This is a genomic window from Streptomyces sp. NPDC101194, assembly GCF_044767885.1.
In the GTDB taxonomy this organism is placed as follows: domain Bacteria; phylum Actinomycetota; class Actinomycetes; order Streptomycetales; family Streptomycetaceae; genus Streptomyces.
The window spans coordinates 167,336-192,678 of record NZ_JBIWOS010000002.1 but is presented as its reverse complement, the minus strand read 5'-3'; the positions used below and the strand labels follow the sequence as shown (position 1 = coordinate 192,678).

The 25,343-nt window shown below is 70.4% G+C and carries 24 protein-coding genes and 1 riboswitch; of the genes, 12 read left to right on the top strand and 12 right to left on the bottom strand.

What is annotated here, in order from left to right; translation table 11 throughout:
- The first annotated feature begins 73 nt into the window (after nt 1-73).
- Nucleotides 74-1,555 (top strand): ATP-binding protein, encoded by a 1,482-nt coding sequence (locus ACIRP2_RS07510; RefSeq protein ID WP_404247531.1) that lies wholly within the window; start codon nt 74-76, stop codon nt 1,553-1,555.
- Here ACIRP2_RS07510 and ACIRP2_RS07505 read toward each other — a convergent pair.
- The 3 genes from ACIRP2_RS07505 to ACIRP2_RS07495 form a co-directional block, all read right to left on the bottom strand.
- Nucleotides 1,536-2,324 (bottom strand): hypothetical protein, encoded by a 789-nt coding sequence (locus ACIRP2_RS07505; RefSeq protein WP_404249376.1) that lies wholly within the window; start codon nt 2,322-2,324, stop codon nt 1,536-1,538. The genes ACIRP2_RS07510 and ACIRP2_RS07505 overlap by 20 nt on opposite strands.
- Before the next feature lie 287 nt (nt 2,325-2,611).
- Nucleotides 2,612-2,845, bottom strand: a complete 234-nt coding sequence (locus tag ACIRP2_RS07500; protein ID WP_404247529.1) for a hypothetical protein — start codon at nt 2,843-2,845, stop codon at nt 2,612-2,614.
- The gene (locus ACIRP2_RS07495; protein WP_404249375.1) at nt 2,835-3,086 is read right to left on the bottom strand and encodes a hypothetical protein; all 252 of its coding nucleotides are present in this window, start codon (nt 3,084-3,086) and stop codon (nt 2,835-2,837) included. Before ACIRP2_RS07495 ends, ACIRP2_RS07500 begins: the two co-directional genes overlap by 11 nt.
- A gap of 111 nt (nt 3,087-3,197) precedes the next feature.
- Between ACIRP2_RS07495 and ACIRP2_RS07490 the strand changes: the two genes are divergently transcribed.
- Both ACIRP2_RS07490 and ACIRP2_RS07485 read left to right on the top strand, forming a co-directional pair.
- Complete coding sequence (locus tag ACIRP2_RS07490; protein WP_404247527.1) at nt 3,198-4,040, top strand: Scr1 family TA system antitoxin-like transcriptional regulator; 843 nt, start codon at nt 3,198-3,200, stop codon at nt 4,038-4,040.
- Nucleotides 4,021-4,287 carry a DUF397 domain-containing protein gene (locus tag ACIRP2_RS07485; RefSeq protein ID WP_404247525.1) on the top strand — a complete coding sequence of 89 codons (267 nt, stop codon included), beginning with the start codon at nt 4,021-4,023 and terminating at the stop codon, nt 4,285-4,287. Before ACIRP2_RS07490 ends, ACIRP2_RS07485 begins: the two co-directional genes overlap by 20 nt.
- A gap of 94 nt (nt 4,288-4,381) precedes the next feature.
- Here the strand turns inward: ACIRP2_RS07485 and ACIRP2_RS07480 are convergent, their stop codons facing one another.
- Nucleotides 4,382-5,734, bottom strand: a complete 1,353-nt coding sequence (locus ACIRP2_RS07480) for an erythromycin esterase family protein (protein WP_404247523.1) — start codon at nt 5,732-5,734, stop codon at nt 4,382-4,384.
- 216 nt (nt 5,735-5,950) lie between these two features.
- On the opposite strand from ACIRP2_RS07480, the gene ACIRP2_RS07475 reads away from it, so the two are divergent.
- The gene (locus tag ACIRP2_RS07475) at nt 5,951-7,570 is read left to right on the top strand and encodes an adenosine deaminase (protein WP_404249373.1); all 1,620 of its coding nucleotides are present in this window, start codon (nt 5,951-5,953) and stop codon (nt 7,568-7,570) included.
- Between the two features lie 116 nt (nt 7,571-7,686).
- On the opposite strand, the gene ACIRP2_RS07470 is transcribed toward ACIRP2_RS07475, so the two are convergent.
- Nucleotides 7,687-8,337, bottom strand: coding sequence for a TetR/AcrR family transcriptional regulator (locus tag ACIRP2_RS07470; protein ID WP_404247521.1), 651 nt, complete (start codon nt 8,335-8,337; stop codon nt 7,687-7,689).
- An 87-nt stretch (nt 8,338-8,424) separates the two neighbouring features.
- Here ACIRP2_RS07470 and ACIRP2_RS07465 point away from each other — a divergent pair, with 87 nt between their 5' ends.
- Nucleotides 8,425-9,915 carry a carboxylesterase/lipase family protein gene (locus ACIRP2_RS07465; RefSeq protein WP_404247519.1) on the top strand — a complete coding sequence of 497 codons (1,491 nt, stop codon included), beginning with the start codon at nt 8,425-8,427 and terminating at the stop codon, nt 9,913-9,915.
- A gap of 157 nt (nt 9,916-10,072) precedes the next feature.
- Here the strand turns inward: ACIRP2_RS07465 and ACIRP2_RS07460 are convergent, their stop codons facing one another.
- Nucleotides 10,073-10,657 carry a TetR family transcriptional regulator gene (locus ACIRP2_RS07460; protein ID WP_404247517.1) on the bottom strand — a complete coding sequence of 195 codons (585 nt, stop codon included), beginning with the start codon at nt 10,655-10,657 and terminating at the stop codon, nt 10,073-10,075.
- Nucleotides 10,658-10,783: 126 nt separating this feature from the next.
- Here ACIRP2_RS07460 and ACIRP2_RS07455 point away from each other — a divergent pair, with 126 nt between their 5' ends.
- Nucleotides 10,784-11,959: a cytochrome P450 gene (locus ACIRP2_RS07455; protein WP_404247515.1), complete on the top strand. Its 1,176-nt coding sequence runs from the start codon at nt 10,784-10,786 to the stop codon at nt 11,957-11,959.
- A 5-nt stretch (nt 11,960-11,964) separates the two neighbouring features.
- A complete protein-coding gene (locus ACIRP2_RS07450; protein WP_404247513.1) occupies nt 11,965-12,183 on the top strand; it encodes a ferredoxin in 219 nt (72 codons plus the stop codon).
- 455 nt (nt 12,184-12,638) lie between these two features.
- Here ACIRP2_RS07450 and ACIRP2_RS07445 read toward each other — a convergent pair whose 3' ends face one another.
- Complete coding sequence (locus ACIRP2_RS07445) at nt 12,639-13,103, bottom strand: RICIN domain-containing protein (RefSeq protein WP_404247511.1); 465 nt, start codon at nt 13,101-13,103, stop codon at nt 12,639-12,641.
- A gap of 487 nt (nt 13,104-13,590) precedes the next feature.
- Here ACIRP2_RS07445 and ACIRP2_RS07440 point away from each other — a divergent pair, with 487 nt between their 5' ends.
- From ACIRP2_RS07440 to ACIRP2_RS07430, 3 genes are all read left to right on the top strand, one after another.
- Entirely contained in the window at nt 13,591-14,439 is an 849-nt protein-coding gene (locus tag ACIRP2_RS07440) for a hypothetical protein (RefSeq protein WP_404247509.1), read from the top strand.
- Nucleotides 14,440-14,563: 124 nt separating this feature from the next.
- Entirely contained in the window at nt 14,564-15,805 is a 1,242-nt protein-coding gene (locus ACIRP2_RS07435; RefSeq protein ID WP_404247507.1) for an esterase/lipase family protein, read from the top strand.
- 134 nt (nt 15,806-15,939) lie between these two features.
- Nucleotides 15,940-17,238, top strand: coding sequence for an alpha/beta hydrolase family protein (locus tag ACIRP2_RS07430; RefSeq protein WP_404247505.1), 1,299 nt, complete (start codon nt 15,940-15,942; stop codon nt 17,236-17,238).
- Nucleotides 17,239-17,374: 136 nt separating this feature from the next.
- Here the strand turns inward: ACIRP2_RS07430 and groL are convergent, their stop codons facing one another.
- The 4 genes from groL to thrC all read right to left on the bottom strand — a co-directional run bounded on the left by groL (nt 17,375) and on the right by thrC (nt 21,555).
- Nucleotides 17,375-18,997 carry a chaperonin GroEL gene (gene groL / locus ACIRP2_RS07425; protein ID WP_072487928.1) on the bottom strand — a complete coding sequence of 541 codons (1,623 nt, stop codon included), beginning with the start codon at nt 18,995-18,997 and terminating at the stop codon, nt 17,375-17,377.
- A 318-nt stretch (nt 18,998-19,315) separates the two neighbouring features.
- Nucleotides 19,316-19,522 carry a cold-shock protein gene (locus ACIRP2_RS07420; protein WP_003967346.1) on the bottom strand — a complete coding sequence of 69 codons (207 nt, stop codon included), beginning with the start codon at nt 19,520-19,522 and terminating at the stop codon, nt 19,316-19,318.
- Between the two features lie 423 nt (nt 19,523-19,945).
- Nucleotides 19,946-20,224, bottom strand: a complete 279-nt coding sequence (locus ACIRP2_RS07415) for a MoaD/ThiS family protein (RefSeq protein WP_404247503.1) — start codon at nt 20,222-20,224, stop codon at nt 19,946-19,948.
- 29 nt (nt 20,225-20,253) lie between these two features.
- The gene (gene thrC, locus ACIRP2_RS07410) at nt 20,254-21,555 is read right to left on the bottom strand and encodes a threonine synthase (RefSeq protein ID WP_404247501.1); all 1,302 of its coding nucleotides are present in this window, start codon (nt 21,553-21,555) and stop codon (nt 20,254-20,256) included.
- Between the two features lie 17 nt (nt 21,556-21,572).
- Nucleotides 21,573-21,699: riboswitch (SAM riboswitch) on the bottom strand.
- Between the two features lie 153 nt (nt 21,700-21,852).
- Between thrC and ACIRP2_RS07405 the strand changes: the two genes are divergently transcribed.
- Both ACIRP2_RS07405 and ACIRP2_RS07400 read left to right on the top strand, forming a co-directional pair.
- Nucleotides 21,853-22,803, top strand: a complete 951-nt coding sequence (locus tag ACIRP2_RS07405) for a glucosyl-3-phosphoglycerate synthase (RefSeq protein ID WP_404249371.1) — start codon at nt 21,853-21,855, stop codon at nt 22,801-22,803.
- A gap of 54 nt (nt 22,804-22,857) precedes the next feature.
- Nucleotides 22,858-24,312, top strand: coding sequence for a trehalose-6-phosphate synthase (locus tag ACIRP2_RS07400; protein WP_404247499.1), 1,455 nt, complete (start codon nt 22,858-22,860; stop codon nt 24,310-24,312).
- Between the two features lie 124 nt (nt 24,313-24,436).
- On the opposite strand, the gene ACIRP2_RS07395 is transcribed toward ACIRP2_RS07400, so the two are convergent.
- Nucleotides 24,437-25,030 carry a hypothetical protein gene (locus tag ACIRP2_RS07395; protein WP_404247497.1) on the bottom strand — a complete coding sequence of 198 codons (594 nt, stop codon included), beginning with the start codon at nt 25,028-25,030 and terminating at the stop codon, nt 24,437-24,439.
- Nucleotides 25,031-25,343: the final 313 nt, after the last annotated feature.

Genomic DNA, 25,343 nt, shown 5'->3' with positions numbered 1-25,343 from the left:
CCCCGGCCGCTCCCCACGCGAGTCGGAACGACACCGGACGACAGCATTCGACGAGAGGACGGGAGGGCGAGGCGTGACGGTGTCGACGGGCACGGCCGAGGGTTCCGACAGGCCGGTGAAGCGCCTTCTCACCCCCCGGACCCTCCGCGGTCGCCTCGCCCTGATGGCCCTCGCCACCTGCGCCCTGTGGATCGGCGTCCTGACCACCGTCTTCAACCTCGCCCTCGACAACCGCCTCCACGGGCAGGCCGACGACGTCCTGCGCACCCGCGCCGAAGCGGTGGCGGCGACGGTGGACGTGCGACCCGACGGGCGGCTCGTCGTCCGGGAACCCACCGAGGACCGGGCCCTGGACGTCGGGGTCTGGATCTTCCAGGGCGACACGGTCGTCGAGAAGCCCCCCACCGCGCCCGCCGGCCTGCAGGCTCGGGCGGCCCGGCTCGCCGGAGGCCGCGAGACGTTCACGGACACCAAAGGCGGTGGGGCGTGGCGGCTGTACGCGTTCCCCGTCGACGTCCCCGCCCGGCAGGGACACCCGCCCACGCAGGCCGGCACCGTCGTCAGCTCCGTCAGCCTCGACCCGTACCGCAGCACGGCGGACACCGCGCTGGTCGGCTCCATCGCGCTGGCCGTGCTGCTGCTGGCCACCATCTATCTGCTGACCCGTCTCGTCGTACGACGGGCCCTGCGCCCCGTCGCCGCGATGAGCGAACAGGCCACCCGGTGGAGCGCCGCGGGCGCCCCCGAACGGTTCGGCGCCGAGGGCAGGCCCGCCGAACTCGCCTCGTTCGCCACCAGCCTGGACGCCCTGCTGGACCGGCTGGCCGCCGTCCTGCGACACGAGCAGCAGCAGGCCGCCGAGCTCTCCCACGAACTGCGCACCCCGCTCGCCCGCATCACCGCCGAGACCGAGTGGCTGACCGGACGCCCACGCTCGGCCGAGGAACGGGAGACCTCCTTGGAGGCCATCGCCGGCGCCGCCACCACCATGCAGCAGATCTGCGACTCGCTGCTCTCGGAAGTCCGCACCCGCAACGCGCAGGCTCCCGGCCGCTCCCGCTTCGCCGACATCGCGCACCGGCTGGCAGCACGCAACGCGGCCCTGTTCCCCGACGCCCCACCGGTGACCGTCGCGGCGGCAAAGGACGTAGCCCCCGGCGGCGAACCCGACGGCACCCGTGACACGGCAACCAACACCGCGCCCGGCACCGCACCGGACGTGAGCATCGGCGTCTCGCAGGACGTCGCCGAGCGCATCCTGACGCCGCTCCTGGACAACGCCCGCCGCTACGCCGCCCACACGATCACCCTCACCTGCGCGGCGGGCGCGGGCGAGGTCACGGTCCACGTCGGCGACGACGGCCCCGGCGTCCCGCCGGACTTCGTCGCCTCGCTCTTCGAACCCGGCCGTCGCGCCCGCCCGGAGGACGGACACGACGGCGCGGGTCTCGGTCTGGCCCTGGCCCGCCGACTGGCCAGGGCCGCGGGCGGCGACATCGCACTGGACGCCGCGGCCCCCGGCGCACGCTTCGTCGTCACCCTTCCCGCGGGCTGACTCCCCGTGCGCCGGCCGTCTCGACGGCACCGTCCCGCGCCACATCGCGCCGGGTCCGGGTCAGGAAGACGACCAGGCCGAGGATGACCGCGAGGAACAGGATGCTGGTGCCGACCGTGCCCAGCCCCAGCCCGCCGTCCGCGGTGGGCTGCGACAGATAGTCGCCCAGCGAGGCACCGAGCGGCCTGGTCAGGACGTACGCGATCCAGAACGACCACACCGCGTTGAAGTCCAGCGTGCGGTGCGCGAGCGCCACGGCCGCGATCAGCGCGGCGAACACGACCGCGGAGAGCCAGTACCCCAGGTTCAGCTTCTCCGCCGTGAGGTCGCCCGCGGACGTGCCGAGCGCGAAGGTGAACAGGATCGCCAGCCAGTAGAACGCCTCGCGACGCGTCGAACGGATGGTGTGGATGGACAGCGTCCGCTCACTCGCGTACCAGGCGACGAACGTGACGGCGAGCGCCACCGCGAACACCACGGTGGTGGTCTGGAGCGGAACGCCGAGGTTGTCGGTCAGGTTGTCGCTGATCAGCGTGCCGACCACGCTGATCAGGACCACGGACAGCCAGTACAGGCTCGGCACATAGGAGCGCGCCCGGAACTGGAAGACCAGGGTGACCACCAGCAGCGCGCTCATCAGGTATGAGGTGTTGGTCAGCCCCATGCCCAGGTTGTCGTTGAGCAGATCGGCGGCGGTCTCCCCCACGGTGGTGCACAGCACCTTGATCACCCAGAAGTAGACGGTCACTTCCGGGACCTTGTTCAGCATCTGTCGCGCACGGGAACGCGTACCCGGCGCACGCCTGTCGCCCGCGCCACGGGCGCCGACGGTGCGGTCGGTGTCGGTCGCCCCGGCGGCGCCGTTCGTTTCGGTCGTCATGAACGGCACGCTGACAGGGCTTCCCTGAACTTTTCCTGACCGCGTGCCCGGCGCGACCCCGCGCCCAGGGCGCGTCCGGCCTGCACCACGCGGGCCTGATCCAAGGGCGGCACCCCTCCGAGGTGTCGCCCTTCCCCGTGCTCACCGTCGCGTCGGCCCCGGTGTCCCCGACGCCGTCACGGCAGCCGCCCCTCCCGGTTGATCTCCCTGACCCGGGCCCTCAGCACTTCCCCGAGCGGGGCTGGGCGCACCGCCCCCGGCGGGCAGTCCCACTCGGGACCACCGCCCGGCGGGCGCAGCTGCACGTACGCCCCGACGTGCCCCATCACACGCCCCACGCGCCCGTCCCGGGTGTCCACCGCGAACGACCCCGGCTCGGGCCCGGACGGCTCGGCTCCCTCACCCGTCATGACCGGCCTGCCTCTGCATCTCCAGCGCCGCACTCAGCCGCAGCGCCGTGTCGAGATTGCACCGACCGAGGTCGACCAGCGGCGCCGCGGGTTCGTTCCCCGCGCACGACACCGGGTCGATCCGCAGCGAGGGAAGCGTGATCCCGACCCCGGAGAGCCCCTCCTTCAACCGCGCCACCGCGTCCTCCGCAGCCCGCACTCTTCCCTCTGTCGCCCTGCGCCGTTCCATCGTCGTCATGATCCATCCCTTTCCACGCTGAGTAATGACAATGCATACCCAGCGTGGCCAACGCGTCGCTAGCCTGGAAGAGGCGCAGAACCAACAACCGCACGTGTGTCACAGGGAGTTGTCATGCCTGGCCCCAAAGAGCTCGACCCCTCCTCCTCGCCACGCGCCCTGCTCGGCGCCGAACTCCGCCACCGGAGGGAGGGCGCGGGCCTCTCCCAGGGGGACCTGGGCCTGCCCCTGTTCGTCAGCGGCTCCTTCATCGGACAGCTGGAGTCCGGAACGCGCCGGATGCAGATGGACCAGGCCCAGAAACTGGACGAGATCCTGCACGCGGACGGGTTCTTCGTGCGCAACTGTGCCGCCCTGACGAAGTCGAAGTACCCGGATCACTTCGCCGAAGCGGCCGAGGCGGAGGCCGTGGCAAAGACGATCAAGGAGTACGCGCCTCAGCTGATCCCGGGGCTGTTGCAGACGGAGGGATATGCGAGGGCGGTGTTCCGGGCGTACCAGCCGACGGCTGTGGAAGGCGTGATCAACGACCTGGTCGCGGCACGACTGGAACGAGCTCGGCTCCTGACCGATCCAACAACGCCCTTGGTTTGGGCGGTTCTGGACGAGGCGGTGTTACGTCGCCAGGTCGGCGGCGCGGCAGTGATGGCCGAGGCGCTCCGCCACATCCTGGAGCTGGCCCGCAAACACCGGATCATCGTGCAGGTGCTGTCGTTCAGCGCGGGCGCCCACGCGGCCCTCGATGGTGGGCTGAAGTTGATGTCCTTCCCCGATGCGCCTCCGCTGGCGTATGTGGACGGCATCGGTTTCGGTCGGCTGCACGACGACCCGGCCACGGTCGCGCGACACCGACTGACCTACGATCTGCTACAGGCCAACGCGTTGTCACAAGAGCTGTCCCTGGCTCTGATCGAATCGGCGGCGGAGGATTACGCCCATGAAGATCAGCGGTTCTGACTACGACCTGTCCACGGCCACCTGGCACAAGTCCTCCTACAGCGGCGGTGACGGCGGCAACTGCCTCGAAGTCGCGACCTGGCGCAAGTCCACGCACAGCGGCGGCAGCGGCGGTGACTGCCTCGAAGTCGCCGACGGCCACCCCGGCATCGTCCCCGTGCGCGACTCCAAGGCGACCGAGGGCCCGACGCTCGTGTTCCGGGCCGCTGCCTGGACCTCCTTCATCGCGGACCTGAAGCACGCCTGAGAAGTCATCCCGCGGCGGGGAGGCCGACCCGCCGCCGACCTCCCCGCAGGCCAGGTGGTGTCGGGCAGCCGGCGCCGGAGCCGTGACCAGGCCGTCACGGCTTCAGCTTGTCGGCCTCCCTGACCTCGTGGAGGTGGATGAGGACGTCGTAGGCCTTGGCGAGCGCGGTGTCGCGCGGCTTCTCGGGGAACAGCGTGCCGACGTTGAGCGTGGGCCGGGCGGTGTTCAACCAGTCACGCGCGGCGGCCGGGGCGGTGCGGAGGTCGAGGTAGAAGTCCCGGTAGTGGACCTTGTCGAGGGTGGCCTCGTTCCGGTCGGGCTCGGCGGCGGGAACGGTGAACTTCTTCCACTCGCCGCCCAGCGCGGCATCCTTCGACAGGAAAGATCCCTGGTTGAAGGTGAAGCCGATGGGGAGATAGTTCCTGCCCATCGTGTCGCGCAGGAACGACCCCTGCGTCTTGGAGTACGTCTCGGGATCGCTGGAGACGTAGGCCACATGGTCGTTGTGCGCGGACAGCAGCACCTTCTGGCCGGTGCGCTGCTGCCACCAGGAGACGTTCTGGGCCATCACCTCGTCGCGGAAGCGCTGGGAGGCGGCGTTCGACTCCGGGTCGTCGGGGTTCAGGGTGAGGAACTCGGCGGTCTGGGCGACGGACCGGGCGTTCTGCTCGGCCCAGTCGAACGCTTCACCGCCGGAGCCCTTCAGACCGCTGACCAGTTCCAGGGCCTGCTGCGCCTTGGCGGCGAGCTGCTGCCGTTCCGCGAGCGGCTTGCCCAGGTAGGCGAAGACGTCGTCGATCGGGCGCAGCCCGGTGTAGAGCTCGTCGAGCCGCGGCAGCGCCTCCGGGTTGTTCTTCTGCACGTAGCCGGTCACCCGGCCGAAGAATGCGTCGCTCAGTGCGGGGGCGCCGATGTCGTCGCCCATGAAGTGGACGGTGCGGTCGGGGTGGTGGCGGTTGTAGTCCCGCATCCATTCGATGAGGCTGACGAACTCCTCGCGATCCCAGGGTGAGTTGGTGAGCGTCTCCTCGGCGATCTCGCGGGCGTCGCCCTTGCCGGTCTGGAGGTAGTCGTCGATCTGGAGTCCCGCGGACCAGCTCAGCTCCAGGGCGAAGGTGGTGAAGCCCTTCTTCTCGACGAGGTGGCGGAAGACCCGCTCCTTCATGGTGAAGAACTCGTGGGAGCCGTGGGTGGCCTCGCCGAGGCCGACCACCTTGGCGTCGCCGATCATCGAGCCCAGGGCTCGCAGGTCGGCCGTGTTCCCCCCGGGCTCGGTCGAGCGCAGCGGGTGGGCCGCCTGCTCCAGCGCGCGGACCGGGCCCTGCCCTCTGCCGGCCGTGTCGGCCGTGGCTGCCTGGACCGCCACAGGGGCGAGGACCGCTCCCGTCGCGACCGCCGCCGTCGCCAGCAGTACCCGTCGGCTGATCCTCTTCCGGTGCCTGGCCATGCTGCTACCTCTCAATTTGCGTATGACAACTTGAGAAGGATCATTTCCTGCGATTCCACCGCCGCGCACTGAGGGAAGCCCCCGACTCTTCCCGGGAGACAACTCCCGGGAAGAGTGGGAGGGCAGCGCCCGCTCGCCCACTCGATCGGGTGGAGCATTCCGGCCATAGATGCTGTTTGGGTGAGAAACGGACTCGCCGAGCGCAATCATTCGGCGGTGATCTCATCGAACCGGACGGTCCACCGTCCCAAGTCCCTGCTCCCGGCCGGGCTCGGCGCACTCGCCGCACTCACGCTGCTTCCGGCGATCCCGGCCACGGCCGCACCCGCCACCGCACCTGTGAACGACCCCTCGGCGCGGCCCGCCGCGTACGCGGCGCCCCGCGCGGCGACCCGGGCCGAGCGCAGGACCGCCGCGTACCTCGACTCGTTGCGGAACAGGCCCGCGAGGCTGAAGGCCTTCTTCAAGGCGCTGCCCAAGGGGGGCGATCTCCACAACCACCTGTCGGGCGCGGCGAGGACCGAGTTCCTGATCAAGCTCGCGGGCGAGAAGGGGCTCTGCATCGACTCGACGATGACGGCCGTCGCACCGCCGTGCGGGCCGGGCAAGAGGCCCGCCACCGACGCACAGACCGATGCCGCCTTCCGCCGACAGATCGTCCGGGCCTGGTCCATGCAGGACTTCCCGGCCGACCAGTCCGGGCACGACCACTTCTTCGACACCTTCAACAAGTTCGGCATGGCGACCTGGGATCGCGGCAAGCTGCTCGCCGATGTGGCCGACACCGTGGTGAAGCAGAACCAGTTCTATCTGGAGACCATGGTCACTCCGGCGTCGGACAGCGCCAAGAAGCTTGCCGACACCGTGGGTTACGACCCCGACTTCGCCGCCTTCCATCGCAAGCTCCTGGCCGGCGGGCAGCTCGACCGGGTCGTGGACGAAGCGGTCCAGGAGGCCGACGACGCCAACGCCCAGTTCCGGGTGGCAGCGCACTGCGACACCCGCCGCCCCGACCCGGGCTGCCGTCTGCCCGTCAGGTGGATCTCCCAGGTGTCCAGGGGCAGTTCCCCGGCACGGGTGTTCACACAGATCGCGGTGGGAATGCGCCTGGCGGAGCGGGACCCGAGGTTCGTCGCGGTCAACCTCGTGCAGCCCGAGGACTGGGACAGCTCGCTGGCCAACTACAGCCTCCAGATGCGGATGTTGAAGTACCTGCACGGCCAGTACCCGGGTGCCCACCTCACCCTGCACGCCGGTGAGCTGGCGCCCGGCCTGGTCAAGCCCGAGGACCTGACGTTCCACATCCGCGAGGCCGTACTCGTCGCCGGGGCCGAACGCATCGGACACGGCGTGGACCTGGTCCACGAGAACGACTGGCAGCAACTGGCCCGGACGATGGCGCGGCGCAAGGTGGCGGTCGAGGTGCCGTTCTCCAGCAACAAGCAGATCCTCGGCATCGCGGGCCCCGACCACCCGTTCAACGCGTACCGCCGCTACGGCGTACCGGTGGTCCTGGCCACCGACGACCCGGGGGTCTCGCGGATCGACATCAGCCACGAGTACCAGTACGCCGCCAAGACGTACGGTCTGCGCTACACCGAGCTGAAGGATCTCGCCCGCGCCTCGCTGGAGTACGCGTTCCGCCACGGCCGGAGCCTGTGGGCCGCCGACTCCGCCCCCTCCGCCTATCGGCCGGTTTCCGCCTGCCGCAACGACCGGCTCGGCGCCGAGCGTCCGAGCACGCGCTGTGCCCGCTACCTCGCCGACAACCCGAAGGCTGCGACACAGTGGCGTCAGGAGACGGCCTTCGCCGCCTTCGAACGCCGTCACCGCTGACCGCAGCCGCACCCATCGCCGGGCCCGGGGACTCGAGCCCGGGCCCGGACGTCGCTCCACGACGGGGTTCACACCGCGTCGGGACGTGAAGGCTCACCGTCGGCCGCGTCCCCCTCTCACGCCCCCTCCCGCGTGCCCCCTCCCCCGTCCCGGCCTCCGGCCCCGCTTCCGTCTCCGGTGAACAGCCTGTCCAGGTACTGATCGACAGCGGTGAGCACGCCCCGGGGCTCGATCACACCCAGTTCGACGAGGGTGGTGAAACCGGTGAGCGCGAGGAGCAGATCGGTCTCGACCACCGGGTCACGGTCGGGGTGGATGTACCCGTCGGTGATCGCCTGGCGGACCAGCCGTTCGACGAGGTCGCGCCCCTGGATCAGCCCTTCGCGCGCCCGCGCGTGAATGTTCTCGTCGTGCAGCGCCTCCAGGACGTAGGCGGCGCTCATCCGGCTCGTCGCGCGGGAGTCGGCGTGCAGGGGGAGCATCTCCAGGAGCATCACCCGGAAGACGTCGCGGGGGTGCGGCGGGTCACCGAGTCCCTGAAGGCCGCGGCCGACGCGCAGCGTGGTCTGCTCGGACGCGAAGTCCATGGCGAAGGAGAGCATCGCCTCGCGGGAGGCGAAATAGTGCTGCAGCTGCCCGAGCGAGATGCCCGCCTCCTGGGCGACCTCGCGCATGGTCAGATGCACCACGCCGCGCTGCTCCACCACGCGCCACAGCGCTCGGGCGATCACTTCGCGGCGTTCCTGGTGGTCCACCTGTTTCGGCATCGTCGGATTCTCCGTGATCTCTTTCCAATACGGTTGACATAATACATCTGACCGATAAACCTGGGGAGCACCGAGGAAGGAGGCGACATGCCTGAACAGCCGAGGGTGCGCACCGCGGAAGGTGTGGTGGAAGGCCGCCGACGGAGGGGGCACGCCGTGTTCCGCGGCATCCCCTACGCCCGGCCGCCGGTGGGCCCGCTGCGCTTCGCCGCCCCCGCCCCGCCGCGGCCCTGGGAGGGGACGAGGCAGGCGGTGGAGTTCGGCCCCACGGTTCCGCAGTCCGGCCCGGCCCGCGCGAATCCGACGGAAGGCACGGACTGGCTGACGCTCAATGTCAGCACTCCCGATCCGGGCGCGGCGGGGCTGCCCGTGCTGGTGTGGATCCACGGAGGCGCCTACATCGCGGGGACCTCCGGTGACCCGATGTACGACCCGGCGGCGCTGACCGGGGCCGGGCTCGTCGTGGTGAGCATCAACTACCGCGTGGGCGCAGAGGGTTTCGCCCTCATCGAAGGCGCCCCGCCCAACCGCGGGTTCCTCGACCAGATCGCGGCCCTGCACTGGGTGCGGCGGAACATCGCTTCCTTCGGAGGAGACCCCGACCGGGTCACCGTGGCCGGGCAGTCCGCCGGGGCGGGATCGATCGCCGCCCTGCTGACGATGAAGCCGGTGCGCGGCCTGTTCCGACGGGCCATCACCCATTCGGTGCCAGGAACCCACTGCACCCGCGCGCTGGCGGAACAGGTCACCGCCGCGCTCGCGGACCGGCTCGGCACGGCGCCCACCGCCGCGGCCCTCTCCGATGTGGAACCCCAGCGCCTGGCCGAGAGCGTCTCCGCGCTCGGCGCCGAACTCCCCGACCACCACGAGGCCTGGGGACGGCTCTCCCGGACCGGCGTCGCCATATACCCCGTCGTCGACGGGGACGTCCTCCCCGAAACGCCCTGGCCCGCTCTGGCCGACGGCCGCGCGAGCGGAGTCGACCTCCTCGTCGGCCATACACGCGACGAATTCCGGCTGTTCAGCGTCATGAGCGGACAGCTCGGCCGGTTCACCGAGCAGGACGCCCGTACCGCCCTGACCATGTTCGCCCCGGGCCCGGACGGCGCCGACGCCTACCGCGCCGCCCATCCGCGAGCCACCCCGGAGTACCTGCTGGAATCGGTGTACTCCGACGCGCTCTTCCGGATGCCTTCACTGCGGTTGGCCGAGGCGAACACCGCGGCGGGCGGCACCTCGTTCCTGTTCGAGCTGCGACTGGCCTCTCCGGCCCTCGGAGGAGTCCTGGGAGCGTGCCACAGCCTCGACGTCCCCCTGGCGTTCGGCACGCTGGACAGCCCCTCCGGCCGGGGACTCATCGGCGACCAGCCCACCCCCGAGACCCTCGCGGTGTCGCGGGAACTCCAGCAGGCGTGGATCCGTTTCGCCACCACGGGCGACTCCGGATGGGACGCCTTCCGCCCCGACCGGCCCCTCACCCGCGTCCTGGACACGGAATCGAAGACCCTGCCCTACCCTGAACATGCCTCCCGCCGGATCTGGGAGGGCCATGCCCCGGCTCCGTTCGATCTCACCTGAGGCGTGTCGCGCAGGGCTGTGGGGCGACGTGCTGCCGAGGGTCGGAGGTTCCCGCCGCGCATGAACCCGCGGGCCTCCGCGCCGCTCGATCCGTCACCGCGGCACCGCCGACCGCCCCGTACGCCCGGGGCCTGACGACCGGATCACACCGCGGCCGCTACTCCGGCGCCGACCAGAGGTGGGCGAGCGTGCCGAGTACGAGGCGGCAGACCTCGTCCGGTTCGGCGCCGGCCAGCGGCTCGCGGTGCACGACCGTCCGCATCAGGCCGATGCCGAGCAGCCAGGCCATGGCGAGATCCGCACGCAGGGCGCCGTCCGCGGTACCGGAGAGCCCGGCCAGCGCGCCCTGGTATTCCTCGCCCAGTTCCCGCAAGGTCCCGGCCGCCTCGTCACCCCGCCCTATGGAGCGCAGATAGACCTCGAGGGACCGGTTGCCCGTCCCGTCCGCGCTGCGGGTCAGCATCGAGCGCAGGGCGGTCTCGAAGAGCTCCTCGGGCGGCGTCGCCCTCAGCTGCTCCAGTCCGCCCTGAGCTATCACCTGCGCGAGCAGTCCCTGCTTGGACCCGAAATACCGGAACAGCAGCGCCTGATTGGCACCGGCCCGTTCCGCGATGCTCCGGACGGTCGTCCCCTCGTAACCCCGTTCCGCGAACAGGTCGCGGGCCGCCTCCAGCAGCCGGCGGCGCGTGGCCGCGGCGTCCCGGCGGCGCTCTCCGGGCGAGGGTGCGGGGGCGGACTCCATGAGCGATTTCCTCTCGGGCGGCCCGTCAGGATAACGGCCGTAAAGGGTCGTTGACCGGGGGTGGTGTCACTCCTACCTTTGTAAGCAGCTGCTTACATATCGGAGGCCGCAGTGACGAAAGCAGACATGGCACCTCTTGCCTATCCCTTCAACACCGCAGACGGGCTGCAGCTCGCGGACGAGTACGAGCGCGTACGCGACCAGCCGGGCCTGTTACGGGTCCAGATGGAGTACGGCGAACCGGCCTGGCTCGTCACCCGCTACGCCGACGCCCGGCTCGTCCTGGGCGACCCGCGCTTCAGCCGCGCCGAGGGCATCGCGCACGACGAGCCCCGGCAGTCCGAGGGGCGGCGCGACAGCGGCATCCTCAGCATGGATCCGCCCGACCACACCCGGCTGCGTTCCCTGGTCGCCAAGGCCTTCACGGTCCGCCAGATCGAGAAGCTCCGCCCCCAGGTCAAGGAGCTGACCGCGAGCCTCCTCGACGACCTGGAGGCGGCCGGACCGCCCGCGGACCTGGTCGACCTCTACGCACTGCCCCTGCCGGTCGCGGTGATCTGCCGAATGCTGGGCGTGCCCACCGAGGACCGTCCGCTCTTTCGCGTGTGGAGCGACGCGGCGCTGTCGACCACTTCCCTCACCGCGGCGGAGTTCGACGCCAGCCGGGAGGAACTGCGCGCTTACATGGCCGAGTTGATCGCCCAGCACCGTAAGTCCCCGCAGGACGACCTGATGACGGCACTCATCGAGGCACGCGACGGCGGCGACCGGCTCTCCGAACTCGAACTCGTCGATCTGTGCGTGGGCATCCTGGTGGCGGGCCACGAGACCACCGCGTCCCAGATCCCCAACTTCGTCCTGACCCTGCTGGACCACCCGGACCAGCTGGCCAGGCTCAGGGCCGAGCCCGAACTCGTCCCGAACGCGGTGGAGGAGCTGCTGCGCTTCGTGCCGCTGGGCAGCGGTGCCGGCCAGCCCCGTTATGCCACCGAGGACGTCGAGGTCGGCGGCACCCTCGTCCGGGCGGGCAGCCCGGTCCTGGTCGCCACCGGTGCCGCCAACCGTGACGCGCTGCGGTTCACCGCCCCGGGCGTGCTCGACATCACCCGTGAGGGCAATCAGCACCTCGGCTTCGGCCACGGGGTCCACCACTGCCTGGGTGCCCCGCTCGCCCGGCTGGAACTCCAGGAGGCACTGATCGCGCTCATCACCCGTTTCCCGGGGCTCCGGTTGGCGGGCGATGTGACATGGAAGTCCGAGATGCTGGTACGCGGCCCGCGCGTCATGCCGGTCGGGTGGTGACCGCCATGGCCTGGAACGTACGCGTCGATCCACAGCTCTGCCAGTCGTCGGGCATGTGCGCCGGGACCGTACCCGAGGTGTTCGCGCTGGACGGCGAGCACGCCCGGGTGCGGGCGGACGGCATCGAGCCGGACGAACGGGTCCTGGACGCGGCCGACATCTGCCCGGCCCAGGCGATCACCGTGCACGACGGGAACACCGTCGTCGGCCCCCGCCGCGACTGAGCCCCGGCCGCGCGACCGCCCCCGCGCCGGCCATGCGGCAAGGTGTACGGCCTCATGGCGGGCGGTGGGCGGTGGGCGCGGGAACCCGCCCGTCGAACCACTGACCCCGCGCGAGGAGGAGGTGGCGGCGGCGCCGGTCGCCGGGGGGCCTGCCGCACACGGATGTCGGCGAGGAACTGCTCATCCCACTCGCCACCGTCAAGTCCCACGTGGCCGACCTCCGGCGCAAGCCGGTCGTCCGCAACCGGGTCGGCACAGCCGCCCGGGCCGGGCCGTCCGGCCCGGCCCCGACCGATCAGGTCCGAGGGCGGATCATCCGTAGCCTTGTCGGCGCGCCCCGGCCTTCGTGTCGGCGTCGAGCCTCTGGTCAGCACGGGTTCACCAACTCACCGCAGCCGCCCGTGCCGGGGAGAACGACCCCGGCACGGGCGGCTGCGGGACGGACCGGGCGAGCGCTAACCGACCCGCTCCAGGACCCACTGCGGCTCGCCGCCGGGGAGGAGGACCACGCGCCGGCCCTCCGTCGTCAGGAAGCCGAACTCACCCCGGTCGAGGGCGATGTTGACCGGCGCTCCATCGGGTGCGCCCTGGATCGACCACTGGTCGGGCTGCCTGCCGCACTGGTCCACCCCCACGACGGGCGGGTAGATCCGGAGCGGCGAGAGCGCCAGGCAGCGGTTCTCCCCGCGCGGTTCACGGATCTGGGCGAGGCCGTCGGTCTGGTTGCGGATCTCCCACACGGTGCCGGGGCTGCAGGGCTCGACGTGGCCGCCCAGCGGACCCTCGCCGCCGGCGAGACACTCACCGCTGCGCACGTCGCGGATCAGGTAGGAGCCGTCGTCGGCGGCCTGGGCCGGGGTGGCCAGCGCCGCCACCGCGACGGTGGCCGCGGCGAGGGAGAGAATCGAACGAATACGCACGGGACTCCTCGTACGAGAGAGAAATACGGAAGGCCGGGCCACGTCGGCGGCGGCCCCGGATTCCCCAAGATCACAAAGATGCAAGGCCGTTCGCGCGCCCGGCAGACCTCCGGCCCGGGTTTCCACCCCAACGGCAGCGGCGCGCGCGCATCACGCGCGGCGCACTCGAATCTCTCTCGCGCCCCCGGCGACGAGGAACATCCCTTCCGGAGCTCAAGCCGCGGAGTCCGAGCGCTCTTTCCGAGGAAGGGGAGGTGGGCCGCTTCCCACCCACCCTCCCCGCCCGGCGAGTTGACTTCACGTGACCGGCTTGCCACGGATGGTGGCGACGCTCTAGCGTTCCGAATACCGAACGACCCCTGCCGGTGCTGTCACACCGAACAGGGGCCTGACCACTTCGATCGTCAGGACCGATCTCATGGCTGTCGGCCAGCTTAGTACCGCCCCATGTGCCCCGCACGTATCCCTGCCCACGCCCGCGCACCCGATGGCCAATCCGGGCTACGGCAAACGTTCCGCACCGGCTCAACTACCCCGCACAGAGCGCGATTTCGCGCATCTGCCGCCCCGCGAGGCATCCATCGCGGCGTACGTCGACCGGCTTCCCGAGGGCGCCGACATCTCCGTGAAGACGCTGGCCAAGGTCCTCCCGTACGGCCAGTGCGCACTGCGGACCGCCCTCAACCGCCTTCAGGAGGCCGGTCATCTGCGGCGCGGCAGCGAGTGCGTCGCCCATGACGAGGTTCTGCTCTGGGTGACCCGCACGTTCTTCTCCCGCACCGCGCGGGACGACGACTGGTGGGCGGCGTTCAGCCGGGGCGACACACCGCCCGAGCGGCAGCGACAGCGACACCCCACCCGTTCCCGCGCGTTCGTACTGCTGGCCGCACTGGGCCGCACCACCCCCGCCCTCACCCTCTCCGCGGCGGACTGCGCGGCACTGGAGCCGCAGGTCACCGAATGGTTCGAGCGCGGTGCCACGGAGGCGGAACTGCTGCACGCCCTCACCGACGGCCTCCCCGCCCCCGTCCACCACGCGGCGGCCCTCGTCCGCAGGCGACTGGCCGACAAGATGCCACCCGAACGGGTCGCTCCGGCACGCCACCGGACGGCGTTGCGCACCCTGGAGTGCGGCGAGTGCCGCACGCCCGGCAGCGCGGAGGCCCTGATCGGCGGCCGGTGCGGCCCCTGCCGCGGCAACCCCGTCGACGTCCCCGCGGGACCGGCCGGAACCGTACCGGCCACCGGCGTACGCAGCCGTATGAGCGCGGTCCGGGCGGCGATGACGCCACGCTCCGAGCGGATCGGCCACCCGACCCGCTCCCGCCTCCAGTGATGACGAGGTGTCCGAAACCGGCTCCCACCTGGGAGTGGTTTGATCCACTCCCGCCTCCGGGTCGCTACTTTGAGTGTTCCTCTTGGCACACTTTGTAACGAACCGACCCAAAGGGGAACGAACCATGTCCGAACCGACTCTTGAGCAGATCGTCTCGGGGCTTCGCAGCAGGCCCGCCATCGCCCTTGCCCCCGGCCCCCGCCTGGACGCCGAGAAGCACGGAGCCCTCCCTCTGCCACCCAACACCGTGTGGGACCTGCCGGGCGGTACCGCCTGGGTCTACCACGGCGAGGGGAACAAGGACCTCGTACGGCCCGTGATCTTCGCCGACGGATTCAACACCGGTCCGAGCAGCCTGGACTTCTGCTGGGAGATCATGGAGTTCGGGGACTACGCGCTCATCAGCGAACTGCGCCGCCGGGGACACGACGTGATCCTTCTCGGCTTCCACGAGCGCAGTGCGTCGATTCTGGACAACTCCAGGACCGCGCAGGCCGCGATCCATTACGCCCTCGCGGAACAGCTGGGCGACACACCACTGGCCGTCGGCGGTTTCAGCATGGGCGGGCTGGTCACCCGCCACGCCCTGGCCGCGATGGAACACCAGGGCATCGATCACCGGACCGCGCTGTACTTCTCGTACGACAGCCCGCACCGCGGCGCCTGGATCCCGATCGCACTGCAGTCGTTCGCGCACCGCATCAAGGATCTCGACAGCCGGTTCTCCGACCAGATCAACAGCCCGGCCGCGCGCGAGCTGCTCTGGCGGCACATCGCGAAGTGGGACGGAACACCGGACCGGAGCGAGGAACGCGCCGCGTTCCTCGCGCAGATGCGGAAGATCGGCGAATGGCCGCAACGACCGCGGCGGATCGGTGTCGCCAACGGCGTGGCCGACGGCACCGGCACCGATGTGCGGGCCGGCGAACTGGCCCTGGAGGGCAAGGGTCTCTCGGTCGCGGGCACCGAGCTCCACACCCAGGCCCCGGGCGACGACGAACGCGTCGCGAAGCTGCGGGTGGTGACGCCGAAGACCGACGAGGTGCGCACGTCCGGACTCCCGTCGATCGACGGCGCCCCCGGCGGCTCGCTGGAAGGCTTCGGCATCCTCGCGGACGCCTTCAACGCCCTCAGCCCCGTCCTCGGGTTCAAGACGGACGTGCGCATCCGTTCGCACTGCTTCGTCCCCGCCGTCAGCGCGGTCGACGTCCGCGACCTGGACACGGACGAGGAGCTTTACACGAACATCTCCGAACTCCCGCCGCAGGAGGGCGGGCTGGACGAGTACCGGCTCTCGTCCCGGAACGAGGGGCACACCCTCGTGACGGAGGAACTCTGCACCTGGCTCCTCGACCGGCTCCCGTAGGGCGGGGCGTCGCGGCGCCCGGTCATACCGGGGAGCCAGGCTCCATGGCGAAATGGGGACCGCGGTATCACGCGCCCACGATGCTCCGGCGGGCATCGTGGGGGCGTCCACCGCGCCTCCACGGGGAGCCTCACGTGACCGATGTCCCGCACGACCACAGCCGTACCCTCAACCGTCGTCAGGCGCTCGTCACCGGGGTGACTGCTTCGGCGCTACTGGCCACGGGCGCCATGCCGTCGCCCGCCGCCGCGGCCGGACGGGCCCGCCGCTCCTCGCTGCCGACGGCCGGGCTGCCGCGCCCCACCGGCCCGTTCGCCGTCGGAACCGTCGCGCTCCACCTCGTCGACCGCTCGCGGACCGAGCCCTGGGTGCCGGGCACCTCCGCCCACCGGGAGCTGATGGTCAGCCTCTGGTACCCGGCCCGGCCGTACGGAACGGGGCGTACCGTGCCGCAGATGACGCCCGGGGCGGCGTCCCACTTCGGGAGCGCGGAGGGGGCCGCGGCCCTCAACCTGCGGATGGCTCCCGGGAGCGTCGACTGGGGCGCCACTCTCACCCACGCGTACCGGGACTCGCCCGTCGACCCCAGGGCCGGGCGGCTCCCCGTGCTGTTGTACTCCCCCGGACTCGGCGACCCGCGCACCTGGAACACCGCGCTCGTGGAGGACCTGGCGAGCCGGGGGTACGCCGTCGTCACGATCGACCACACCCACGAGGCGACCGAGGTCGAGTTCCCCGACGGCCGGCTCGCGACCATGCGGTTCTTCGACGGGACGCCGCCGACCGACCCGGAGGCGATCAGCGCCCTGCTGGAGAAGGTCGTGGCGGTCCGGGTCGCCGACAGCCGGTTCGTGCTCGACGAGCTCGCACGGCTGAACCGGACACGGTTCGCCGGCACGCTCGATCTGCGCCGGGTCGGAATGTTCGGCCAGTCCGCGGGCGGGTTCACCACGGCGCAGACGATGCACGACGACCGACGCGTCCTGGCGGGCGTCGACATGGACGGTGAGATGGACTACGTCGGCGGGAGGAAGCCCGACGGCACCCGTCTGAGCAGCGTGGCACTGGACGGGCTCGACCGGCCACTGCTGCTGATGGGGACCGGGAGCGAGGACTCGGGCGACTACCGTCAGCAGCCGTCGTGGGCTGCCTTCTGGGCGAACACCCGCGGCTGGAAGGCCGATGTGACGCTGACCGGCTCGCGGCACGCCACGTACACGGACGCCGAGGTGCTGCTGCCCCGGCTGGCCCGGCAGGGCGCGGTTCCGGAGGGCGGGCTCACGGGAGCGATCGGGACGGTGCCGCCGCACCGCGCGACGGCCGCGAACCGTGCGTACCTGGCGTCGTTCTTCGACCGGTGGCTGCGCGGGCACGACGACCGTCTGCTGCACGGGCCCTCGGCACGCTTCCCGGAAATGGTCTTCGCACGCTGATCCACAGGGGATGTCGGGACAGCCCTCAGGGCGCGCAGGCACCGTCCCCACCCCGGAAACGACATCGGCCCCCGGGACCAGCTGGTCCCAGGGGCCGATGCGGCAAAGCTGTGCCGGAACTACCGATCCGTCAGGATCAGAAGTCCATGTCACCGCCCGGCATGCCGCCCGGAGCGGCCGCGGCGGCCTTCTCCGGCTTGTCGGCGATGACGGCCTCGGTGGTGAGGAACAGCGCGGCGATGGACGCGGCGTTCTGCAGGGCGGAGCGCGTGACCTTCGCCGGGTCGAGAATGCCCTCGGCGATCATGTCGACGTACTCGCCGGTCGCGGCGTTCAGACCGTGGCCGACGGCCAGGTTGCGCACCTTCTCGACGACGACGCCGCCCTCGAGACCACCGTTGACGGCGATCTGCTTCAGCGGGGCCTCCAGCGCCAGCTTGACGGCGTTGGCGCCGGTCGCCTCGTCACCCGAGAGCTCCAGCTTCTCGAAGACGGCCGAGGCCTGGAGCAGAGCCACGCCGCCACCGGCGACGATGCCCTCCTCGACGGCGGCCTTGGCGTTGCGCACCGCGTCCTCGATGCGGTGCTTGCGCTCCTTGAGCTCGACCTCGGTCGCGGCACCGGCCTTGATGACGGCCACGCCGCCGGCCAGCTTCGCGAGGCGCTCCTGGAGCTTCTCGCGGTCGTAGTCCGAGTCGGAGTTCTCGATCTCGGCGCGGATCTGGTTGACGCGACCCTGGACCTGGTCGCTGTCACCGGCACCGTCGACGATCGTGGTCTCGTCCTTGGTGATGACGACCTTGCGGGCGCGGCCGAGCAGGTCGAGACCGGCGTTCTCCAGCTTGAGGCCGACCTCCTCGGAGATGACGGTGCCACCGGTGAGGATGGCGATGTCGCCGAGCATGGCCTTGCGGCGGTCACCGAAGCCCGGGGCCTTGACGGCGACGGACTTGAAGGTGCCACGGATCTTGTTGACGACCAGGGTCGACAGGGCCTCGCCCTCGACGTCCTCGGCGATGATCAGCAGCGGCTTGCCGGACTGCATGACCTTCTCCAGCAGCGGAAGGAGGTCCTTCACGTTGCTGACCTTGGAGTTCACGATCAGGATGTACGGGTCGTCGAGGGACGACTCCATGCGCTCCATGTCGGTGGCGAAGTACGCCGAGATGTAGCCCTTGTCGAAGCGCATACCCTCGGTGAGCTCCAGCTCCAGACCGAAGGTCTGGGACTCCTCGACGGTGATGACGCCTTCCTTGCCGACCTTGTCCATGGCCTCGGCGATGAGCTCGCCGATCTGGGTGTCGGCGGCGGAGATGGAGGCGGTCGAAGCGATCTGCTCCTTGGTCTCCACGTCCTTGGCCTGCTCCAGGAGGGCGGCGGAGACGGCCTCGACGGCCTTCTCGATACCCCGCTTGAGGGCCATCGGGTTGGCACCCGCGGCGACGTTGCGCAGACCCTCGCGGACGAGAGCCTGGGCGAGAACGGTGGCGGTGGTCGTACCGTCGCCGGCGACGTCGTCCGTCTTCTTGGCGACCTCCTTGACCAGCTCCGCACCGATCTTCTCGTACGGGTCCTCCAGCTCGATCTCCTTGGCGATGGAAACACCATCGTTGGTGATCGTGGGGGCGCCCCACTTCTTCTCAAGGACGACGTTGCGACCCTTGGGGCCAAGGGTGACCTTGACGGCGTCGGCGAGCTGGTTCATGCCGCGCTCGAGACCGCGCCGGGCCTCCTCGTCGAACGCGATGATCTTGGCCATGTGAAGTGGTCCTCCCGGACAGGGGTGGATTTCTCCGGACCGAGTGGCGCCCGCGACGGACGGCCTGCGTGACCGGTGGTTCCTTGCCCCACCGGACCTGCGGGCCTCACCGGCCCGGTCCAAGTTCTGTCACTCTCACCTGGAGAGTGCTAACGCCAATGATTAGCACTCGACCCCCGAGAGTGCAAGCGTCCCCCTCCGGATGCGGACAACGACGACTCCGCGCGGAGGACCCGTACACGGACGCGCGGAGGGCCCGTACCCCTGGGGTACGGGCCCTCCGTGCGTGAGTGGTGTCGTTGGCCGACCGCGTCGAGCTCAGCCGACGGCGAGCTTGACCATGTCCGCCTGCGGCCCCTTCTGGCCCTGCGAGATCTCGAACTCAACTCGCTGACCCTCTTCAAGGGTGCGGTACCCGTCCATCTGGATCGCGCTGTAGTGGACGAAAACATCCGCACCACCGTCGACCGCGATGAAGCCGTACCCCTTCTCCGCGTTGAACCACTTGACGGTGCCCTGAGCCATGCCTAACTCCCCTATTACTGGCCCTTGCGCAGGACCGCACTTCGCGGACCCGGGTCAGAACTCACCCTCCGACAGGAGAGGGTGCGTGCGCCGGAACGCGTCGACCGCGGCTGAATGTATCTGCCCAACTGCCCTCTGCAACAGGTCAATCGGACGAGAATTCTGGGCAGCGCCGAACGCCCGAATATGGGGAATTCATGGGATTCCCGGGCAAGTCGGGCCGGGCAAAGGTGACTTATGACGCAAGGAGATCCGACACTTTGGCTGCATCTTGTCGCGACCAGGCGCATTCTCATATGCGGGCGGCACGGGCAGCTGGGGGGACTTCCCACACTGTACCCCGCTCAACCATGCAGAATTGCCCCCTCCGCTTCTCTCGCGGAGGGGGCAATTCACATAACGCTGTGCAGTCGGGCAGCAGGATCAGCAGCCGCCCGCGACGGCCGGGATGATCGAGATTCCGGCGCCGTCCGGCGTCGCCGTCTCCAGACCGCTCTCGAAGCGCACGTCGTCGTCGTTGACGTACACGTTCACGAAGCGGCGCAGCTTGCCCTGGTCGTCCAGGACACGGGCGGCGATGCCCGGGTGGTTCTGCTCCAGGGACTCGATGACCTGGGAGAGGGTCGAGCCCTCGGCCGGGACCTCGGCCTGGCCGCCCGTGTAGGTGCGGAGGATGGTGGGGATACGGACCTTGACGCTCATGGCGGGTGCCTTCCTTCGGTCTCGGGTGGTCAGCTGGTGGCGAGGCCGGCGGCGCGGAACGCGTCCAGGCTCGGCCGGATCGTCGCGGTCGCCTGCGAGGTGGCGGCCACCGCGTCCAGGGTCTTGAGACCGTCGCCCGTGTTGAGGACGACGGTGGTCAGTGCCGGGTCCAGCAGACCGGCCTCGATCAGCTTCTTCGTCACGCCGACCGTCACCCCGCCGGCCGTCTCCGCGAAGATGCCCTCGGTGCGCGCCAGCAGCTTGATCGCGTCGACGACCTGCTCGTCGTCGACGTCCTCGACCGCGCCGCCGGTACGGCGGGCGATGTCCAGGACGTACGGGCCGTCGGCCGGGTTGCCGATGGCCAGGGACTTGGCGATGGTGTTCGGCTTCTGGGGCCGCACGACGTCGTGACCGGCCTTGAAGGCGGTGGAGACCGGGGAGCAGCCCTCGGCCTGGGCGCCGAAGATCTTGTACGGCTTGTCCTCGACGAGTCCGAGCCTGATCAGCTCCTGCAGGCCCTTGTCGATCTTCGTGAGCTGCGAGCCGGACGCGATCGGGATGACGATCTGGTCGGGCAGCCGCCAGCCGAGCTGCTCACAGATCTCGTACGCCAGGGTCTTGGAGCCCTCGCCGTAGTACGGGCGCAGGTTGACGTTGACGAAGCCCCAGCCCTCGCCGAGCGGGTCGCCGATGAGCTCCGAGCAGAAGCGGTTGACGTCGTCGTAGTTGCCCTCGATGCCGACCAGCTCACCGCCGTACACCGCGGCCATGACGACCTTGCCCTGCTCCAGGTCGTGCGGGATGAACACGCAGGAGCGGAAGCCGGCGCGGGCTGCCGCGGCACCCACCGCACCGGCGAGGTTGCCGGTGGAGGAGCAGGAGAGGGTGGTGAAACCGAAGGCGCGGGCGGCCTCGACGGCGATGGCGACGACGCGGTCCTTGAAGGAGTGCGTCGGGTTGCCGGAGTCGTCCTTGACGTACAGGCCGCCGGTGACGCCCAGCTCGCGGGCGAGGTTGTCGGCCTTGACCAGCTTGGTGAAACCGGGGTTGATGTTGGGCTTGTCCGCGACATCGGCGGGGACCGGCAGCAGCGGCGCGTAGCGCCAGATGTTGTTCGGCCCGGCCTCGATGCGCTTCCTCAGCTCGTCGGGAGAGCCGGTGGGCAGGTCGTACGCCACTTCGAGCGGCCCGAAACAGGTCGCGCAGGCGAAAATGGGGCCGAGTTCGAAACGCTCGCCGCACTCGCGGCAGGAAAGCGCCGCGGCGGGGCCGAGGTCGACGGCGTCGGTGGAAGAATCGGTGCTTACTGCAACGGTCTGCGCAGCCATGGAGGCGAGGCCCTTTCTCCTCATCTTCCTCGCGGCGCGTTTCGCCACGAGACGGAATTGGCACCTTCCCCACCTGACCTCGCGGTCGGCAGGAGGGTTGCCGGGACTTCAACGGGCCGTTCCCTCAGTCCCTCTGGATGAGCGCTGTGGCACTGGATCTCCGATCCAGGCATTTATCGGCGGACCGACCCCGACATGCGACGGCCGTCCGCGTTGTTCAAGACTGTAACCGAAGCACCGGACAGTTGAGATAGTCGTCCGAACCGCGAGATGGATCACATACAGGGAGTATCGACCGTGCTGGAAGAGGTCGAAAGCTGGCTGGCCAGGCGTTCCTGGTCGGCCGCCGACCGCCCGCTGGACCGGCTCCTCGCCGCCAAGGCCCGGGACCCGCGTCGCGGAAGCGTGAGCGTCGTGCTGCCCGCGCTCGACGAGGAAGCGACGGTCGGCGAGATAGTCACGACGATCCGGCGCGAGCTGATGGAGAAGGTCCAGCTGGTCGACGAGCTCGTGGTGATCGATTCCGGTTCCACGGACGCCACGGCGAAGGTGGCCCGGGAGGCCGGTGCGCGGGTGGTGCACCGCGACGACATACTCCCGCGGATACCGGCCGTGCCCGGCAAGGGCGAGGTGCTGTGGCGGTCGCTCCTGGTGACCGGCGGGGACATCGTCTGTTTCGTCGACGCCGATCTGAAGGAATTCTCGGCCGACTTCGTCTCCGGCATCGTCGGCCCGCTGCTGACCGACCCGGACGTGCGGTTCGTCAAGGCGATGTACGACCGCCCGCTCGGCGACACGGCGGGGCAGGGCGGCCGGGTGACCGAGCTGGTGGCCCGGCCGCTGCTCAATCTGCACTGGCCGCGGCTGGCCGGTTTCGTCCAGCCGCTGGGCGGCGAGTACGCGGCGCGCCGCTCGCTCCTCGAACAACTGCCCTTTCCCGTCGGTTACGGGGTGGAACTGGGCCTCCTGGTCGACGCGCTGCACACGGTGGGCCTGGACGCGCTGGCCCAGGTGGACGTGGGGGTCCGCAGACACCGCCACCAGGACGGGCAGGCGCTCGGCCGGATGGCGGCGGCGATCTACCGGACCGCCCAGCTCCGGCTGTCCCGCGGCCACTTGGTGCGGCCTTCGCTCACGCAGTTCGAGCGCGGCGAGAACGGCTTCGTCCCGCGCACCCATCCGGTGGACACCGAGGAGCGCCCGCCGATGCGCGAGATCGAGGAGTACGTTTCACGCCGCGCGGCCTGACCTCGCCTGACTTCGCACGTTTGGGCGGTTCGTGATCGGGCTAGATTCCGCAACATGGTCTCCGAGCACGAAGCCCAGTCCGCCGCCCGGCCCTCCGCCCGGCTCCCTGCCGCGCCTTCGGATCAGCCGCCCGCCGAGCCTTCCGCGCAGGTTCTCGTCGCGTCCAACCGCGGCCCGGTGTCGTACACCCTGAACACGGACGGATCACTCGACGCGAAGCGGGGCGGCGGCGGGCTCGTATCCGGGCTGAGCGCCGTGAAGGACAAGCTGTGGGTGTGCGCCGCGCTCGGTGACAGGGACCGGGAGGCGGTCCGGCGCGGGGTCGGTGAGCAGGGCGTCCGCATGCTCGACATCGACGCCGCCGTGCACGCGGACGCGTACAACGGCATCGCGAACTCGGTGCTCTGGTTCGTCCATCACATGCTGTACCAGACCCCGCTGGAGCCGGTCTTCGACGCGGAGTTCCGGCGTCGGTGGGCATCGTTCGAGACCTACAACCGGGCCTTCGCCGAAGCGCTCGCCGAGGAGGCGGGTCCCGGCGCCGCCGTGCTGGTGCAGGACTACCACCTGGCGCTGGTGCCCGGCATGCTCCGCGAGCTCCGCCCCGACCTGCGGATCGGCCACTTCTCGCACACCCCGTGGGCGCCCGCCGACTACTTCCGGCTGCTCCCCGACGACATCGCCGAGCAGCTGCTGCACGGCATCCTGGGCGCGGACCGGGCGGCTTTCCTGACCCGGCGCTGGGCGGACGCGTTCATCGGCTGCTGCACGGAGATCCTGGGCGGCACCGGCCGGACCAGGGTCGGGGTGCACGGGCTGGGCGCGGACGCGGACTTCCTGCGCCGGCGCGCGCACGAGGCGGATGTGGACGAGCGGATGGCGGCGCTGCGGGAGCAGGTCGGCCCCGGGCGGAGGACGATCGTACGAGTGGACCGAACGGAGCTGTCCAAGAACATCGTGCGCGGCCTGCTCGCCTACCGCGCGCTCCTCGAGGAGCGGCCCGAATGGCGCGAGCGCGTCGTCCATGTCGCCTTCGCCTACCCCTCGCGGCAGGACCTGGCGGTGTACCGCGACTACACGGCCGAGGTGCAGCAGGTCGCCGACGAGATCAACGCCGTGTACGGCACCGCGGGCTGGACCCCGGTCGTGCTCCACGTCAAGGACGACTTCGCCCGCTCGCTCGCCGCGTACCGGCTGGCCGACGTGGCGCTCGTCAACCCGATCCGCGACGGCATGAACCTGGTCGCCAAGGAGGTCCCGGTCGTCTCCGACCACGGCTGCGCGCTGGTGCTGTCGCGGGAGGCGGGGGCATACGAGGAGCTGGGCAGCGACGCGGTCGTGGTGAACCCGTACGACGTGTCCGCGACGGCGGCCGCGCTGCACGAGGCGCTGACGATGGCGGACGACGAACGGGCCGCGCGCACGGAGCGGCTGGCCGCGGCCGCGGTGGCGCTGCCGCCGCAGCAGTGGTTCCTGGACCAGTTGGACGCGCTGCGGCAGGAGGTCTGAGAACGAACCCGCCCGGCGATCGCGAAACACGGCGTGGCAGCCGTCGGGTCCCGTTTCGCCGCGCGGCCCCGATCCGTGTGTCCCGGCCCACCCCCGTGCACGGCCGGGACACCTCCCGCGTCGGTCAGCGAACGACGTAGAGCTTCTTGGGCCAGCCCGTACGGTCCAGCCGCGAGAACAGATCCTTGATGTCCCGCGGATTCAGCTTGATGCAGCCGTTGGAGAAGTAGTCGTTGGGGTTGCGGTCGGTCCACTTCTCGGACTCGATCGTTCCCTGCCGCCCGTTCGGCTTCATCTCACTGTGGATGAACAGCTCGGTGCGCTTGGTGCGGCCGTTCTTGCAGACCTTGTCCGACAGCTTGATCACGAAGCCGTTGATGATGCCGTCGAAGTTCTTGCGGTGCCATTGGACCGCGTACGGGTGCCGGGCGTCGGCGTCGGGCAGCCATCCCCTGCCGACCGCGCACTCGTTCGTGACCTGCCCGGAGCCGGCCTTCCACCGCTTGATCACCTTGTCGCGTCCGGGCACCCGCTTCACCAGCTCCAGACGGGAGTCGGTGACCGTTCCCTTGTCGAAGCGCAGGTAGTAGGCGTCGGTGACGGCGGCCGATGCCCCGGTCTCCTCCCGCGCCTGCGCCGACGGTGTCAGCGTCGCGCTCAGTCCTGCGGCGAGGACGGTGGCGAGGGCGAACGGTACGACGCGTGTATTCAGGTTCACTGGATCCCTCCGTATGGGCCATTGGTCGTGGAAGCGTTGATCCACCGCGTCTGCGCGACCTCGGTGGAGAAGGCTTCGTGCGAGTGAGGCGTGGCTCAGGCGTCGCAGTGCCGGAACGGTGGCCACCGCTCCTCGGCCTGTGCGCCGCGCCTGCTTCGACCGCAATCCTGCTGACGCCCGGCGGGCCGGACCAGCCTTTTCGGTCCTGGCCGAAGCGCCTGCCCGGGACCCCCCGGCGATCCCTGCCGAAACGGGTGATGTCCGGAACTCGCCATGTGGAACCGGGACTTGAAGGTTCCTTGCGACCGCCGGG

Coding starts and splice junctions, on each gene's coding strand:
- ACIRP2_RS07505 (WP_404249376.1), bottom strand. CDS start 2,324: ATGCTGAACAAGGTCCCGGAAGTGACCGTCTACTTCTGGGTGATCAAG.
- ACIRP2_RS07500 (WP_404247529.1), bottom strand. CDS start 2,845: ATGACGGGTGAGGGAGCCGAGCCGTCCGGGCCCGAGCCGGGGTCGTTC.
- ACIRP2_RS07490 (WP_404247527.1), top strand. CDS start 3,198: ATGCCTGGCCCCAAAGAGCTCGACCCCTCCTCCTCGCCACGCGCCCTG.
- ACIRP2_RS07485 (WP_404247525.1), top strand. CDS start 4,021: ATGAAGATCAGCGGTTCTGACTACGACCTGTCCACGGCCACCTGGCAC.
- ACIRP2_RS07480 (WP_404247523.1), bottom strand. CDS start 5,734: ATGGCCAGGCACCGGAAGAGGATCAGCCGACGGGTACTGCTGGCGACG.
- ACIRP2_RS07470 (WP_404247521.1), bottom strand. CDS start 8,337: ATGCCGAAACAGGTGGACCACCAGGAACGCCGCGAAGTGATCGCCCGA.
- ACIRP2_RS07465 (WP_404247519.1), top strand. CDS start 8,425: ATGCCTGAACAGCCGAGGGTGCGCACCGCGGAAGGTGTGGTGGAAGGC.
- ACIRP2_RS07460 (WP_404247517.1), bottom strand. CDS start 10,657: ATGGAGTCCGCCCCCGCACCCTCGCCCGGAGAGCGCCGCCGGGACGCC.
- ACIRP2_RS07455 (WP_404247515.1), top strand. CDS start 10,784: ATGGCACCTCTTGCCTATCCCTTCAACACCGCAGACGGGCTGCAGCTC.
- ACIRP2_RS07450 (WP_404247513.1), top strand. CDS start 11,965: ATGGCCTGGAACGTACGCGTCGATCCACAGCTCTGCCAGTCGTCGGGC.
- ACIRP2_RS07440 (WP_404247509.1), top strand. CDS start 13,591: ATGGCCAATCCGGGCTACGGCAAACGTTCCGCACCGGCTCAACTACCC.
- ACIRP2_RS07435 (WP_404247507.1), top strand. CDS start 14,564: ATGTCCGAACCGACTCTTGAGCAGATCGTCTCGGGGCTTCGCAGCAGG.
- groL (WP_072487928.1), bottom strand. CDS start 18,997: ATGGCCAAGATCATCGCGTTCGACGAGGAGGCCCGGCGCGGTCTCGAG.
- ACIRP2_RS07420 (WP_003967346.1), bottom strand. CDS start 19,522: ATGGCTCAGGGCACCGTCAAGTGGTTCAACGCGGAGAAGGGGTACGGC.
- ACIRP2_RS07415 (WP_404247503.1), bottom strand. CDS start 20,224: ATGAGCGTCAAGGTCCGTATCCCCACCATCCTCCGCACCTACACGGGC.
- thrC (WP_404247501.1), bottom strand. CDS start 21,555: ATGGCTGCGCAGACCGTTGCAGTAAGCACCGATTCTTCCACCGACGCC.
- ACIRP2_RS07400 (WP_404247499.1), top strand. CDS start 22,858: ATGGTCTCCGAGCACGAAGCCCAGTCCGCCGCCCGGCCCTCCGCCCGG.